Source organism: Providencia sp. PROV205, from assembly GCF_028479505.1.
In the GTDB taxonomy this organism is placed as follows: Bacteria; Pseudomonadota; Gammaproteobacteria; order Enterobacterales; family Enterobacteriaceae; genus Providencia; species Providencia huaxiensis.
Genome location: NZ_JAMPNU010000012.1, coordinates 14105 through 29765, shown reverse-complemented (window position 1 = coordinate 29765; position 15661 = coordinate 14105). Strand labels below are relative to the sequence as shown.

Here is a 15661-nt window from a genome sequence, read left to right as displayed (position 1 = left end):
TTTGTTTGGTCTTATATTCCATTTTGATATAAATATATTATTTAATATTATTTCAAGTGCTAAGCAATAGTTGATAGCTTGTGATGGTCGATTTACAAAAATTTACCGTCAGGGGTGTTCAATGAAAGCTCGTATTCTAACGACTGTTTTACTTACAGGTTTAGCGCTGACAGCGAATGTCGCTAGCGCAGATAAATTAGATGATATCAAACAAGCGGGTGTGATCCGTATTTCGGTATTTGATAGTAACCCACCATTTGGTTTTATTGACCCACAAACTAAAAAATTAGCGGGTTATGATATTGATATTGCACAAGAAATAGCAAATGGCCTAGGTGTGAAACTAGAGCTTCGCCCCACTAACCCAGCAAACCGTATTCCACTCCTGACTTCAGGTAAAGTTGACCTAATCGGTGCTAACTTCACCATTACAGATGAACGCGCAAAACAAGTTGATTTTTCTATTCCTGATTTTGCGACAGGCCAAAAATTTATTGCCCGTAAAGGCGTATTAAAAACACCAGATGACATCAAACCACTGCGTATTGGCGCAGATAAAGGCACTGTGCAGGAAGTCACTTTACGTGAACGTTTCCCTGACACAAAAGTGATTTCTTATGACGATACCCCGCAAGCGTTCGCGGCACTGCGTAATGGTAACGTCCAAGCTATTACTCAAGATGATGCCAAATTGGTTGGCTTATTAGGTAATTTACCTGAAAAAGTGAAGGCAGACTTTGAAATCTCTCCATTTAGCCTAACAAAAGAATACCAAGCATTGGCAGCAAGCAAAGGTGAAACTCGTTTGGTTGAAAACGTCAACGAAACACTGTTGAAACTGGAAAAAGACGGTAAAGCCGAGGTGATCTATAACCGTTGGTTTGGGCCAGATACTAAAGCAGCACAACCACGCGGAGACTTTAAATTCGCGCCACTGAGTGAGCAACAGCCACAGTCTTAATGGGTAACAGTAAGTACTCAGTGAGTTGAAGCCCCGCACTCTGTGTGGGGTTCTTGGTTATAAGGGATGAGTTTTTAATCACAAGCGGTGAAGGCAATAGGTCGTGAACAATGTTTGAAAAATTTTTAAATGGTGATTTTTGGTCTGCTCATTTACTAGCGCCGCAGTATCTAGAGTGGTTTGGCTACGGCTTTTTGATCACTGTTTGGATCTCGATTTGTACCATTGTTGCAGCCACTGTATTGGGTTTTATCGTTGCATCAGCAAAGGATAGCCAAATTGCTCCTGTGCGTTGGGCCGTGAGTATCTATATCTCTATTTTCAGAAATACACCTTTGTTGGTGCAGTTATTCTTTTGGTACTTCGCTTCCGGTGAAATTTTACCTACTGCTGCGATGGAGTGGCTCAATACCCCCCATGAAATCCATTTACTTGGAATAACAGTGGGTTGGCCGTCATTTGAATTTTTAGCGGGCTTTATTGGTTTGACCCTGTATACCGTGCCATTTATCGCTGAAGAAATTCGAGCAGGGATCCGCGGTGTTCGTCAGGGGCAAAAATATGCGGCATTTGCATTAGGGCTAACTTCATGGCAGGCCATGAAACTGGTGGTATTACCGCAAGCAGTAAAAATCGCTATGCCTCCGCTACTAGGCCAATATATGAATGTGGTGAAAAATTCATCATTAACAATGGCAATAGGTGTAGCGGAACTGTCTTATGTTTCTCGCCAAGTAGATAGCCAGACATTACAAACCTTCGCAGCCTTTGGCGTGGCAACCGTTTTGTATATTGCCATTATTGCAGTGATGGAAGGTTGGGGCCAGTGGCGCCAGCAGCGTAATTTGGCTCAGGGGGTATAAGATGGATTTTTCGATTATTGAGCAGAACTGGCAATATTTGTTATTTGGCACTTTCCCGGATGGCCCATTAGAAGGCGCAGCACTGACGTTAGTCATTAGCTTGCTTGCTGGTGCAGCTTCTATTGTATTAGGTACATTGGGGGGGATTGCATTAGCCATGCTGCGAGGTTTTTGGGTTAACCTATTCGCTGCAGTATTAGGTTTTTTCCGTGCAATTCCAGTAATTATGCTGATTTTTTGGACCTATTTCTTGTTGCCGATGTTATCGGGCACGGAAATTCCTGGGATAGCGACAGTTGTATGTGCATTGGCATTGATTACCTCTGCATATTTGGCTCATGCCGTGAAAGCGGGTATTTTAGCGATAGGTAAAGGGCAGTGGCAAGCCGGGATGTCCTTGGGGTTTAGCCGCTGGCAGGTATTGTGGAATATCGTATTACCACAGGCTTTACGTATGATGGTTCCGTCATTTATTAACCAGTGGGTGGCATTAATTAAAGATACCTCATTGGCTTATATTGTTGGGGTCGCTGAGCTGTCATTTTTGGCGACACAAGTGAATAACCGTGAAATGGTTTATCCTCTTGAAGTTTTCTTATTCGTCGCATTTATTTATTTTGTGATGTGCTTTGCGGTAGAAATTATTGCAAATAGGGTGGCGAAAAGGCTTAGTGCGCAACATCAGCCTCAGAAACTGGCAGCGAAACATCGTTTATTGTTTTGGCGTCGACAAAAACTATTAGCACTGTCTTAAATTAAACGTGGTGGTGAAATAACCGCCACTTCTTCTATTAGTTACCATCAATTCTTTTATTATTTCACTCAAGTGTATCAGTTAGTTAGGACATTTTTGCCCATTACAGTTTACGCAATCGTTTTCTTTTGTGATTTTTAATTGTAGTATAGGGCGAAAAAAACTTTTTTTGGGCGCGATATCTAATGAGTAATCAATCTTCTAGCTCGGCACAACCGCAGGGCTTGTTTCAGCGTGTTTTTAAATTACAAGAACATGGCACCACAGCAAGAACTGAGGTTGTTGCTGGCTTCACTACCTTCTTAACGATGGTCTATATTGTCTTCGTTAACCCTCAAATTCTCTCAGTTGCAGGAATGGATATCAAAGCGGTATTTGTCACTACCTGTTTGATTGCGGCTATTGGCAGTATTTTGATGGGATTACTGGCGAATTTACCTATTGCTGTTGCGCCAGCCATGGGGCTGAATGCCTTCTTTGCTTTTGTTGTTGTTGGAGCGATGGGGTACTCATGGGAAATCGCGATGGGCGCGGTATTCTGGGGAGCTGTCGGGTTATTTATTCTGACGCTATTTCGCATTCGTTATTGGATTATCGCCAATATTCCTCTTAGCCTACGCGTTGGTATTACCAGCGGTATCGGTTTATTTATTGCCATGATGGGGCTGAAAAACTCCGGTATTATTGTTGCGAATCCGGACACGTTAGTTTCTATCGGTAACTTAACCCACCATAATGTTTGGCTGGGAGCACTCGGTTTCTTTATTATCGCTATTCTTGCCGCACGCAATATTCATGCCGCGGTATTAGTTTCTATTGCAGTGACAACATTGATTGGCCTAGCTCTAGGGGATGTGAAATATTCTGGGATATTCTCAATGCCGCCGAGTATCACGAGCGTTGTGGGGCAAGTTGATTTCTCTGGCTCTTTAGACTTAGCGCTATCCGGTGTGATTTTTGCCTTTATGTTAGTTAACTTGTTTGACTCATCAGGCACCATGATAGGTGTGACTGACAAAGCGGGTATTACGAATGAACGCGGGACTTTCCCACGAATGAAACAAGCGTTATATGTGGACAGCTTGAGTTCTGTCGCAGGTTCAGCGATGGGGACCTCTTCTGTCACTGCATATATCGAAAGTTCTTCTGGTGTTTCTGTCGGTGGGCGCACAGGTTTAACTGCGATTGTCGTTGGTGTTTTATTCCTATTGACCATGTTTATCTCACCTCTTGCAGGCATGGTTCCAGCTTATGCTACTGCGGGTGCCTTGATTTACGTGGGCGTGCTGATGACTTCAAGCTTAACTCGCGTGAAGTGGGATGACTTAACCGAGTCTGTACCCGCATTCATTACCGCTGTGATGATGCCATTTAGTTTCTCAATCACAGAAGGTATTGCGCTAGGCTTTATTGCGTACTGTGCAATGAAAATTGGTACCGGACGCTGGCGTGACCTGGGTCTGTGTGTGATTTTAGTGGCGGCGATGTTCCTACTAAAAATGGTGCTCGTCGACGCCTAATATTCGTCATACTTCAAGCTGTGGCGTTGTTGTCTTCACTCGGCTACTCGGGTCACATACTTATGTATGCTCCCCGAGATAACCTCGATTGACGCCTAGCCACAACTTGAATTATTTAGAATATTTCTCAAGATGGCTCTCTATAAAACCACTTGGAAGATTAATCCCCCTTCAGATGGCTTTCCCGTCTTGTTACTTGCATGCAACAAAAATTATTTAAGGTATAATCAATAAAGTACTGTTGCGAAGGCAGGGTGGGATAAAAAATCCGCTGAAATTGCAAACTAGTGCTTTCCCCCTTTATGGGATCCTGCTAGATTTCGCAGCAGAAACTGACTTTATCAAGGTATCAGACCATGAATGCACCAAAAAAACCGGCTGCTAAGCCAAAGAAAAAATACCGTAAAACCAAAGAAGAAATTAATGCGGAAGGCCGTGAGCGTAAACGCGAGAAAAAACATCGTGGTCATAAATCCGGTAGCCGTTATGTAGAACAAGCATCTAACAAGCAAAATGGCGGGCAAAATGGTTCAACCGACCCTCGTTTAGGTAGCAAAAAGCCTGTGCCTTTAATTGTGGATGAAAAACAGGCCACGAAACCTGTGGTTGAGAAAAAACAGCCGACTGTCAAAGAAAAATTGACGCCAGAAAAAGAGCTGGAAATGCTGGAAAGCGATGATCGTTTAGATAGCATTTTAGCGCGTCTGGAAGATGGCGAAACCATCACAGCACAAGAGCAGCAGTATGTTGATACCTGTTTAGATCGCATTGATGAATTGATGAATATTCTCGGTATTGAATATAGCGAAGAAGAAGAGGAAGAAGACGAAGAAAAACTTGATGACATTATGCGCATCTTAAAAAGTAAATAATTTCGTTTAAAAGATCCCTCGTGCTAGCGGGGGATTTAGCTATTTTTTCTGCTAACTCACTTTTCTTTGATGTTGTATCAAATCTCTTTTCGCTAACATACTTTATAATATTATTTAAGTTGTGAAACTTTCACACTCACCAAATAACAATTAAATAAGGTGCAACCCGTTATTATGGTTTGAGCTTTTGGTCAATTGAGGAATGTTATGTCAGAGCAAAATATTGTTTGGGATCTTTCTCTCATTCAAAAATACAATTATTCAGGGCCTCGTTATACCTCGTATCCTACAGCCTTGGAATTCAACCAAGACTACGATGAGAATGCGTTTGTTCAAGCAACAAAACGTTATCCCGATCGACCTTTATCGCTCTATGTCCACATCCCTTTTTGCCATAAGCTTTGTTATTTCTGTGGCTGTAATAAATTAGTGACACGCCAAAAACATAAAGCTGATGAATACCTTAAAGTAATTGAAAAAGAAATTATCCAACGAGCCGCTTTATTAAAAAACCGCATTGTGACTCAAATGCATTGGGGCGGTGGTACTCCAACTTATCTCGATAAAGTCCAAGTTAGTCATTTAGTTGGTTTATTGAAAAAACACTTTAATTTTGCAGATGATGTGGAAATGTCGATTGAAATCGACCCGCGTGAAATTGAACTGGATATGATAGACCATCTGCGCCATGAAGGGTTTAACCGCCTAAGCATGGGCGTTCAGGATTTTAATAAAGAGGTTCAGGTGCTGGTTAACCGTGAACAGGATGAAGAATTTATTTTTTCCCTAATTAAACGGGCTAAAGAGACGGGGTTTTCCTCAACGAGTATTGATTTAATTTATGGTTTACCTAAGCAAACCCCTGAAAGCTTTGCGTTTACCCTAAAAAAAGTGGCTGAATTATCACCAGATCGCTTAAGTGTGTTCAATTATGCACACTTACCTAATTTATTTGCAGCGCAGCGTAAAATTAAAGATGAAGACTTACCGAGCGCAGAGCAAAAACTCGATATTTTGCAAGACACAATCGCGACCCTCACCAGAGATGGCTATCAATTTATTGGTATGGACCACTTTGCTCGCCCTGAAGATGAGCTTGCCGTGGCACAACGGGAAGGGGTTCTACACCGTAATTTCCAAGGATATACAACTCAAGGCGACTGTGATTTGCTGGGGCTAGGCGTTTCTGCAATCAGTATGTTAGGTGATAACTACGCGCAAAATCAGAAAGATTTGAAAACCTATTATGCGCAAGTTGAAGAGAAAGGCCAAGCGCTGTGGCGTGGCCTCGTTTTAACCGATGACGATTGCCTACGCCGTGATGTCATCAAAATTTTAATCTGTAACTTCCAATTGGATTTTGCCCAAATTGAAGCAATCTATCCAATTGATTTTAAATCCTATTTTAAAGAGGATTTAGAGTTATTGAAGCCAATGGCAGAAGATGGGTTGGTCGAAATGACAGACAAAGGTATTAAAGTTACGCCTCAAGGGCGTTTACTTATTCGGAATATTTGTATGTGTTTTGATGTTTATTTACGTGGGCAGATGAGGCAGCGGCAGTTTTCCCGTGTCATCTAAATACTCTTCATATTTCGCCCTGTCGCGTTGTTGGCTGCGTTCGCTAACCCTAGTCACATACTTTATGTATGCTCCTAGGGCTTAGCTTCTCTTGCCGCCTAGCGGCAGAACGAACTATTTTGAGTATTAAATATTCGTTATAGCGTTATTCCACATTCAGCATCTTCTGCGGGGGCTAGTATTTCGCTTTTTCGATTAGCTGATAAGCCGCACTGATGCGATCAGGGATGGGATACCATTTGTTGGACAAAATCACAACCGCAATTCGGTCTTCAGGAATAAATGCCGCATAGGTTGCAAAACCATTGGTTGAGCCGGTTTTGTTGTAGAAAGCTTGTGTTTCTGGCGGTAGTGCTGGTGTAATCGCTTCGACCTTTTGTGGCTGTAATGCCATTTCATCTCGGTTACCTTGCTGTAATTGAGAAATGGATACAGGCCATGAGTAACTTTCCCACATCATATCTTGCACAAATGAATCGGTCATATAGAACCCAGCATGCGTGTTCTCTATGGCTTCCTGCCACGGTTTAGCGACTTTCTTTGTTTGCATATTAATATCTAAGAAGCGAATTAGATCTTTAGCGCTAGATTTCAAACCATAAGATTCAGCATCTAAAATTTGTGGTGTTACACGAACGGGTTGATTGTTCTTATTATAGCCTTGAGCATAATTTTTCTGTTGATTTTTAGGGACATGAATATAGGTATGTTTCAGCCCAAGCGCAGGCAGCATCAGTTTTTCCATCGCTTGTTCAAATGGCATTTTGAGTTGTTTAGCCGTAACGATGCCGAGTAATCCCACGCCAAGATTTGAGTAAGAGCGATATTGTCCAATAGCTTTTTCAGGTTGCCACTGCTGGTAATAACGGAATAATTCCGCTGAATTCGTAATGCTATCAGGCACAAATAACGATAAACCGGAAGTGTGAGTTGCCAAGTTCATTACTGTGATTTGGTCAAAAGCAGACCCTTTTAATTCAGGAAGATAGTGGCTTACCTTTTGCGAGAAATCGAGTTTTCCTTGGTTTTGTGCATAGGCTGCGAGTGTGGCTGTGAATGTTTTAGATAAAGAGCCAATCTCAAATAAAGTCTTATCACTGACAGGCACTAAGCTTTGCTTAGATTGCACACCATAATGATAAATATAGTGTTTTCCATCAACGGAAATGGCGACAGACATTCCAGAGATCTGTTTTTGTTCCATCAGAGGTTTAATAATGTCATCCACATCCTTTTGAGTGAACGCATTAGCGGATAGCGTGGTTAACGCCAAACTCAGAGCGACAAAAATTCGCCCCTGACGAAAAAGGGTTTTCATAGAGTTATTCCAATAAGTACAAGTTTAAGTTATTGCTAACAGGAACTGAAAGCGCTTCATTGTAAATATAAAGTGCTTTAATATAGGCTATTAGGCGGTTAAACCGCGATTTCAAAGTAGTATGCATGCTTTCAATCATTATTTAAAACGATATAAAATTCGATGAGGTAAAAGAAAATCTTATGGCAGAAAATTATCGTCATCGGCTTCCTCTCAATGCGCTTAGGGCTTTTGAAGCTTCAGCACGGCATTTAAGCTTTACGCGAGCAGGAATAGAATTGAATGTTACTCAGGCGGCTGTCAGCCAACAAGTTAGGCTGTTAGAGGAGCAATTGGGACTAGAACTATTTATTCGTTTACCTCGAGGGCTTGCATTAACTGAAGAAGGTTTTGCATTATTGCCTGTTTTGAGCCGCTCTTTTGACCAAATTGAGTCACTATTGTTGCAATTTGAAGATGGTCATTATCGAGAAACCTTAAGTATTTCAGTTGTTGGCACATTTGCTGTGGGCTGGTTATTGCCAAGACTAACGCAATTTTCGGAGCTATATCCTTATATTGATTTACGCATTATGACTCATAATAATGTGGTGAATTTAGCCGCTGAAGGCGTTGATTTTGCAATTCGCTTTGGTGAAGGGCTATGGCCCCTGGTAGAAAATATCCCCTTATTTTCAACGGCGCATACGGTGCTTTGTTCAGAGAAAGTCGCGAGCTTACTTAATCACCCATTAGATTTAAAATCCCACCAGTTAATGCGTTCTTACCGTAAAGATGAGTGGGAGAAATGGTTTTTAGCCGCAGAAGTGGAACCATGGCGTGTCAAAGGGCCTGTATTTGATTCTTCTCGATTAATGGTTGAGGCTGCGTTATTAACTGACAGCGTGGCATTGGTGCCAAGTTGCATGTTTAGCCATGAATTAAGTGCAGGGGAGTTAGTTCAACCTTTTGATGTATCTGTAACACTGGGTGGATATTGGTTAAGCCGTTTAAAGTCGAGAGTCATGACACCAGCGATGGCGATATTTCGCAATTGGTTGGTGGAGGAGTCTAAAAAAGAATAATAATTCGGTGCTATGCTATAAATAGAAATAGCACCGATATTTAATCTATTGGCATATTATAATGCTCATATTTAGCTGTTAGAATACCAAAGCTTCAGCAGAGAAATAATTCTTTTTATTAATAGGGAGTTCTGTACTATTAATATTCGTAATGGTTTCAGTAAAGAAATAGATTGGCGAAACATTAAATATTTGTGCCAATTGGTAAATGGTATCGACATGAATATTAACTTCACCATTTTCATAGCGTGATTGGTGCTGTTGGCTAATACCTAACAACATGCTTAACTCTTTACCACTCATTCCGTGACTTTCTCTTAATGATCTTATTTTTAAACCGACGGATTTAGATATTTTTCGTTTCATGATTCTCTCTCTAATTTATTTTGAATATTTCAATGTGAATATAATTAAATATTTTTAATGTAATTTTTCTAGTGTTGATATTACTAATTAATTTATTCATTAAATGTCATGAGACTGAAAGAATTTTTTAATATCAATCTCAAAATACGTTGCATATTGGAACAATCTATCTAAAGTAATTCTATTCACGCCTCTTTCATATCGTGACTGCTGTTGTGGGCTGATGCCAATAACCTCGGATAATTCATTAACTGAAAGTCCATTCGTTTTCCGATAAAAAAGTATTTTTTTGCCAATTAGGTAAGATACTGAATAAGGCATGTATACTCCTATAGTTATCTTTTTATTTCTAAATAAACACTATGAAAGATTACTCCTCTATTTTAACCATTTTAATAAAATAGTAAATTTGCTATTTATCAATTGTTCGATGATATTTTTCGATGTTAGCAATAAAAATCAAATTATAAATAAATTAATATCTTTTTATGATGAATGTTGAATGCTATTTATTCATATCTTATGTTAACCGACGCTGTTGAGTTTGCAGTTCCTGCAGTTATATTATTAGCAGTCTTAATATATCTAGCTTTCCAATTAAAAATATAATCGCCACCTGCAACATTGTTTTGCAAAGTGAACTTTGAGTTGAGCTTTATCGGGTTACTGTTTCTATCCAATAATTGGATAGCGACTCCGGTCGCTTGCCCTTGCCCAGACAATTTAATCTTCCCTGTATTGGTATCAACATACCCAGCACTACTTGTGACTGTCACTTTTAGATTGGTGCCCGCAGCGCAGCTTAATGTAATGGGTATATTGACACTATTGCTGGTAGAGCCCACAGATTTAAATTGAGTGTCATACCAAGTTCCTAAGTTAACATTGTAACTATTTGCTTTTGTTGAGCACTTTAATACATTAATTTTGATAGCACCTGCTGGAATATTCAACGATGTTAAATTCCACGTACTGTTATGTGGTGCTGGGTTACGCTGTGTTAGTCTTCCCACATGCCCTGCCTTTAAATTTCCACCTTGTGTGACTTGCCCAGTTTTTTTAATGGTGATGGTCCAATATGGATTAGGAATTCCCCAAGCGGCAGGGTTGGCACCTGTTGGTGGCCCATAACGTGTATTTAAGAAACCAATTTCGGTTGCTTTTACTTGGATGCTAATACCCGGTATATTACTGGTTGCAATTTTATTACCGTTTGGTACCCAACCATTCACATAGTCAGCATGTAAATAGGCATCACCACACCGGCCATTACTCATTGGGCCTGAATATGTATTGATATGTGAGCTCTTAAAATTGACTTGAATAGTGGCTAAATCACGAGCCCCTGTATCATCATATTGCAGTGAATAGGTTCTTGCCGGTACATTCACCACAACATTCCGTAAATTAGGGTTTTGAATACAGGCTGCTTGTGTATATGCAGAATAAGCAAAAACCGATCCTATTATTACCAGTAAAATTTTCTTTTTAGTCATAAAATATCCTTAACATTTACTTTTTTTATTAAATGTCTTTCTTCTGAATGCTCAATCTCATTGATCTCCTTAGAATTGAAAATAAAAAAAGCCATAATATCAATTTCAAATATCTTAGAGTAATGATAAAGCCTATCAATATTAATTCGATTAATACCACGTTCATAGCGTGACTGTTGTTGTTCACTTACACCCACGATATTAGATAAATTTTCTAATGTCATGCCTTTCATTTTTCGGTAATAGGTGATTTTATTGCCAATTATTTTTGATATAGGATAGTAATTAGGCATACCGCTTTCCCCTTTCCCCTATTAAAACTGATATAATCAAAACAAACTTACTTACTGATATGTAAATGTAAATTCTAAATGGCTTTTAAATGAACCTGCAACCATACCACTTCCATAACCCGAGACTCGTGCTGATAGTGGTATTTCAACATTTCGCGTTTGTGTATTCACATTCGCGGTAATGGTATCGCCATTTTTTATTGTTGTTTTATTGGCGGTATTGGCTAAATTTAATGCCACATTTTTCGCCGAACCATTATTAATAAAATGTTCAGTTACTGTTGAGTCTGGTGTGCCGGATATTTTCATTACAGCTTTGGTGGTGCCGACAGGGCAATTTTTTAGCTTCACGGAAAAATCAACCCACGGAGACTTTTGCGTATCTTTGATATTCCAAATATTAATTTTTTTCAAATCGATTAAATAGTTATTTTTTTCAACCTCACAAGGCGCTGCAATAACGACGCCATGCACTTTAATATTTGCTGTTAGCCCAAATGCAGTTAAAGAACAGCTCATTAGTGATAGTAATAGGATAAAATGTCTCATATTATTCTCTCTTTTATAAATAGGTAATGGTTGCCGTAATATTGGCGGAAATAGTTCCCGGAGTGGCATTACCTAATGAGCTAAAGGCACGTGTGCGTAATGGAATATTAATATTCGCTTGCCCATTTGTCGGAACTTGTAATACTTTTTGGTTACCTAAAGCGGTTGTTCCATTACCATTTTGTAGTTGAACAGCTAGGTTTTTAGCCGTACCTTGGTTTTTGTATAAGCTGGCTGCATCCGCAGTATCCACGGTTCCTGTAAATGTCAGTTTTACTTGGTTAATAAAAGATGAACAATTATTTAGGCTGATATTAAATGTGTTCCAGTTAGAACCTGAACTTGCATTACGAAATACATCAGCAGAAATATTTTTCAGGTCAATATCAATGTTATTCCCACCGGTAATATTGCAAGTTGCGGCTTTAATATTTCCGGTAAAATTCAATGTCACTGTGCTAGCAGCAAATGAATTTCCACTGAATATTAAGCTACTAAGTAAAAGTAAATTTTTAGATATTTTTTTCATTTTTTATTCCTACTCATAGCGAATATTTACAGTCGCAGAGGCGTTTGCTGTACCTGGCGTGATACTCGCGGCCGTTTTGATATAGCGAGCCTTCCAATTGAACATATAGTCACCAGCAGGCACATTATTTTGCAGGCTATTCATAGTGTTCAATTTGATCGGGTTATTATTTTTATCCAGCAATTGTATTGCGACACCAGTGGCACTACCAGGTCCCGTTAGAGCTAATTTTCCTGTAGCCGTATCTTCATATTTAGAGCTTGTTACCGTCGCTTTAATATTGGTGCCCGCCATGCAGTTTAATGTAATGGGAATATTGATATTTGTACTGGTACTGCCAACAGCGGGAAATTGGGTATCATACCAATCACCTAAGTTAATGGTAGGAACTGAATTTTTTAGTGAGCAACTGAGTACATTTATTCGATAGTTAGTGGAAAAAGAGACAGTTGAAATAATAAAATCAGTACCTGTTTTTCTATTTTGTTGATAAAATCTAGCGAGTTGCCGTGTTGAAATAATCCCACCAGAAGTAACATGACCTGTTTTTTCTATACGAATATCCCATGTCGGATTCGTAAATGTCCATGTAGTTGCCGTATATGGACCATTTACAGGAAAGAAAGTATCTGGCCCAAAGCTATTAATTCTCGCTTTGATACCAATACCATTAATTCCACTTACGGCCATACCATTACTGACTGGTGCTAGATAAATACCAACTTGATTTCCGCCACAATCTTGACCAACACCATTAGTCGGGTTATAAGTCCCCGAATAAATCGGTAAAGATATAGATTTTAATTGATAAGACCTAGTGTCATCATATTGTATGTTGATTGTTTCATTAGGTATTGTTTTTTGTATGTTTCTCCATGTGGGATTTTGAACACAAGCTGCATTAGCATATCCTGAGTATAAATATATAAAACTCATAGTTAATATCGATTTATAAATAAGATTATTCATAACTGGCCTCCTTATTATCGGCAAACAGCAGTTGTTTTATATAAACCCATATAATTCGATATGCCTGCTAAGTTATAATTTACTTGGCACTGTTGTTTATCGTTATATTGAATAATAAAACTGCCATTTTCAGCTAAACCAGATAAATAAATTTCACCATCATTACCAACCATGTTATTTAACTGTGGATTATCTTTAAATATCGCTTGGGCACCAAAAGGTACAGGTTTGCCATCAGCAAAAGTTAATATCATAATGGCTCGATATCCGACATTTGCGGCAAAGCTGGCTTTCACCAGTGCACCACGGCTTGGTGCAACACTTTGGCTGGTTAACTCCATTTCTGTATTTTCAGGTAGTTCAGAAGTGTCAATATCAATCACATTTTTACGGTAAGCCGTAACATAAGGCACGAGTGCATAACCTTGGTTATTAGTGACAACCCCTGCTTGGTTTAAGACGGGTACATCACCTGCATCTGGGATTTCAACAATAGCCGCGGTTTCGCCTAATTGTTGACCGAGTACAAGGCCGCCAGAGTGAGCCACTAAGCTGCCATTAACCCCGTAATAAAGGTTATAGTTGTCTTTGCTATAGCCAGTTCCGCCTGAAACTTCACCATATTGGCCTTTATAAGAGGCGTTCATATTGCCGCTCGTACCTTGTTCTTGAGTGGTGAAACCCTGCTGCATGCTCCAATTCAAGCGATTATTGAGTTGTGAAGCAGAAAGCCCAATACTGCCTGTGCTTGGGCCGTTACTGCTGCTGTTACTGTTAAAGTTGTAATAGAAGGTGTTATCAAACACAGTAAACGGCACACTGACCGAGAACGCTAATTGATGGTCATCTTCACTTTTCGTGCGACTGCCGGAGCTATAGGAGTAGCTATTGGTATTTTTGTTATAGGTATAATTCAAGCTATAACTAATGCCTTGCCAACTGTTGTTGTAACCCACGGTGGCAGATTGTGTTTTACGGTCACTATTCCAGTAGTCTTCATTGATATAGCCCACGGAAATTGAACCAAAGTTATCCCCTAAGTTTTGGCTGAGCGTAATTTCACCACGATTACGGCGGCGTTCAATTTCTGGAGCATAGTTTGTATTTCTATAACCATCAAAGACTTCTGCTAAACTGTAAAAGCCTTTAGTAGAGTAACGGTAACCAGCTAATGCGATATTAGTACCAATATCGTTGATATTTTTGTTATAGCGGAAACGATATGACTGGCCTTTTTCCTTAACGTCATTACTCAGCGTTGAATTTGCATGAGTAACGTCAATGGATAATGCACCAAACCGTCCAAGGTTTTGGCCTGTACCGATGGAGTAAGATTGGTAATGCTCACTCACTTGGCTACCACCATAAGCGGTAATACCATACGGTAAACCATAGATTAAGGTGAACTGACCAAATTTTGTTTTATCAATGCTACTGTCATAAGCGCGGTATTCACCGCCCGTTACGCTATAAGAAAAATATCCTTCACGCTGCAATACGGGTAATGAGGCAAAAGGAACGATCTGATATTGCTCGCTACCATTGGATTCTTTTATTGTGACATGTAAATCACCACTTCCCCCTGTTGGGTATAAGTCATTGATTTCGAAAGGGCCTGCAGCAACCTCGGTTTGGTATATAATGTAACCATTTTGGCGGATCGTCACCTGTGCGTTACTGCGGGCAATCCCACGAACGACGGGGGCGTAGCCGCGTAAACTCTCAGGGGACATATCATCATCTGTCGCAAGCTGGGCACCACGGAATGGCACGCTGTCAAAAACCATCGAAGGTGAAACACTATCCCCCAAGGTTAACTGACTTTTGATGCTATTAATGCCACGTGATGCGTAGGTATAGATAGTATCCCATTTACCGGATTGGTCAGTGCTACTTGACCATGTTGTGTAATTGCGTAACCGCCACGCTCCAATATTTAAGCCGGGTCTTAAATTTACATAATGAGATGTATTATCCGAACCACTACTTTTGCGATCGTAATTTTTAGAGCCGTTATAGCTGTAATTTAATAGCAGTGCGTTGATCCCATTATCGATATTGGCTAAGTCAACGTAACCCCTTGGGTTTCTATCCAATGCGATTTGGGGGATGCTTAAATATAAACGTTGAGAATCGAATTCAAAATTACTTGTGGCATCAGGAATAGCTGCAAGGTTTACACAGTGACTGCCTGCGGTTTGCAATTCAGGGTATTCCGCTGTTTTGATACCAAATTCTTTAATATCAGCCAGTGATAAACACGGAACTAATTGGTTATGGTTATTTTTTTCAAATTTAAGATTTTTAGCACCAATTAAGTTAGTGTTGACATAAATATCAACATAGTAGGCACCAGCTAGTTGTTCATTATTCTCAAACTGCGACAAATCAACCGAATCTTTATTTGGTAACTCTAAAAAGTCAGGGTCAAAGTAGACATTATTTTCTGTTTTTTCTTCAGCATATAGCGATGCGGTATAGCCTAAATATAATAGTAGGCCTAGAGATATTTTATTTATTTTCATG

The 15661-nt window shown here is 39.7% G+C and carries 16 protein-coding genes; 7 read left to right on the top strand and 9 right to left on the bottom strand.

Annotated elements, in window-relative coordinates; all coding sequences use genetic code 11:
* The first annotated feature begins 121 nt into the window (after nucleotides 1-121).
* The 6 genes from PR800_RS08500 to hemN all read left to right on the top strand — a co-directional run bounded on the left by PR800_RS08500 (nucleotide 122) and on the right by hemN (nucleotide 6551).
* Nucleotides 122-961, top strand: coding sequence for an ABC transporter substrate-binding protein (locus PR800_RS08500; RefSeq protein WP_166266021.1), 840 nt, complete (start codon nucleotides 122-124; stop codon nucleotides 959-961).
* A gap of 110 nt (nucleotides 962-1071) precedes the next feature.
* Nucleotides 1072-1824 carry an amino acid ABC transporter permease gene (locus PR800_RS08495; protein WP_102138820.1) on the top strand — a complete coding sequence of 251 codons (753 nt, stop codon included), beginning with the start codon at nucleotides 1072-1074 and terminating at the stop codon, nucleotides 1822-1824.
* Nucleotide 1825: 1 nt separating this feature from the next.
* Nucleotides 1826-2578: an amino acid ABC transporter permease gene (locus PR800_RS08490; RefSeq protein ID WP_272530559.1), complete on the top strand. Its 753-nt coding sequence runs from the start codon at nucleotides 1826-1828 to the stop codon at nucleotides 2576-2578.
* Between the two features lie 185 nt (nucleotides 2579-2763).
* The gene (locus PR800_RS08485) at nucleotides 2764-4098 is read left to right on the top strand and encodes an NCS2 family permease (RefSeq protein WP_102138822.1); all 1335 of its coding nucleotides are present in this window, start codon (nucleotides 2764-2766) and stop codon (nucleotides 4096-4098) included.
* 356 nt (nucleotides 4099-4454) lie between these two features.
* Nucleotides 4455-4970: a Der GTPase-activating protein YihI gene (gene yihI, locus PR800_RS08480; protein ID WP_102138823.1), complete on the top strand. Its 516-nt coding sequence runs from the start codon at nucleotides 4455-4457 to the stop codon at nucleotides 4968-4970.
* 207 nt (nucleotides 4971-5177) lie between these two features.
* Complete coding sequence (gene hemN, locus PR800_RS08475) at nucleotides 5178-6551, top strand: oxygen-independent coproporphyrinogen III oxidase (RefSeq protein ID WP_166266009.1); 1374 nt, start codon at nucleotides 5178-5180, stop codon at nucleotides 6549-6551.
* 175 nt (nucleotides 6552-6726) lie between these two features.
* Here hemN and ampC read toward each other — a convergent pair whose 3' ends face one another.
* The gene (gene ampC, locus PR800_RS08470) at nucleotides 6727-7869 is read right to left on the bottom strand and encodes a class C beta-lactamase (RefSeq protein WP_272530557.1); all 1143 of its coding nucleotides are present in this window, start codon (nucleotides 7867-7869) and stop codon (nucleotides 6727-6729) included.
* 182 nt (nucleotides 7870-8051) lie between these two features.
* Between ampC and PR800_RS08465 the strand changes: the two genes are divergently transcribed.
* Nucleotides 8052-8933: a LysR family transcriptional regulator gene (locus PR800_RS08465; protein ID WP_210848635.1), complete on the top strand. Its 882-nt coding sequence runs from the start codon at nucleotides 8052-8054 to the stop codon at nucleotides 8931-8933.
* 78 nt (nucleotides 8934-9011) lie between these two features.
* On the opposite strand, the gene PR800_RS08460 is transcribed toward PR800_RS08465, so the two are convergent.
* From PR800_RS08460 to PR800_RS08425, 8 genes are all read right to left on the bottom strand, one after another.
* A complete protein-coding gene (locus PR800_RS08460; RefSeq protein ID WP_102138826.1) occupies nucleotides 9012-9299 on the bottom strand; it encodes a helix-turn-helix domain-containing protein in 288 nt (95 codons plus the stop codon).
* Between the two features lie 99 nt (nucleotides 9300-9398).
* A complete protein-coding gene (locus PR800_RS08455; protein WP_102138827.1) occupies nucleotides 9399-9620 on the bottom strand; it encodes a helix-turn-helix domain-containing protein in 222 nt (73 codons plus the stop codon).
* Between the two features lie 188 nt (nucleotides 9621-9808).
* On the bottom strand, nucleotides 9809-10795 hold the full coding sequence (locus PR800_RS08450) for a fimbrial protein (protein ID WP_231068095.1): 987 nt from the start codon (nucleotides 10793-10795) through the stop codon (nucleotides 9809-9811).
* Nucleotides 10792-11088 (bottom strand): helix-turn-helix domain-containing protein, encoded by a 297-nt coding sequence (locus tag PR800_RS08445; RefSeq protein WP_102138829.1) that lies wholly within the window; start codon nucleotides 11086-11088, stop codon nucleotides 10792-10794. Before PR800_RS08445 ends, PR800_RS08450 begins: the two co-directional genes overlap by 4 nt.
* Nucleotides 11089-11139: 51 nt before the next feature.
* A complete protein-coding gene (locus PR800_RS08440) occupies nucleotides 11140-11637 on the bottom strand; it encodes a fimbrial protein (RefSeq protein ID WP_239978513.1) in 498 nt (165 codons plus the stop codon).
* Between the two features lie 13 nt (nucleotides 11638-11650).
* Nucleotides 11651-12166 (bottom strand): fimbrial protein, encoded by a 516-nt coding sequence (locus tag PR800_RS08435; protein ID WP_239978511.1) that lies wholly within the window; start codon nucleotides 12164-12166, stop codon nucleotides 11651-11653.
* Between the two features lie 9 nt (nucleotides 12167-12175).
* Nucleotides 12176-13135, bottom strand: coding sequence for a fimbrial protein (locus tag PR800_RS08430; RefSeq protein WP_231068097.1), 960 nt, complete (start codon nucleotides 13133-13135; stop codon nucleotides 12176-12178).
* Nucleotides 13136-13149: 14 nt separating this feature from the next.
* On the bottom strand, nucleotides 13150-15660 hold the full coding sequence (locus PR800_RS08425; protein WP_206276008.1) for a fimbria/pilus outer membrane usher protein: 2511 nt from the start codon (nucleotides 15658-15660) through the stop codon (nucleotides 13150-13152).
* Between the last annotated feature and the right edge of the window lies 1 nt (nucleotide 15661).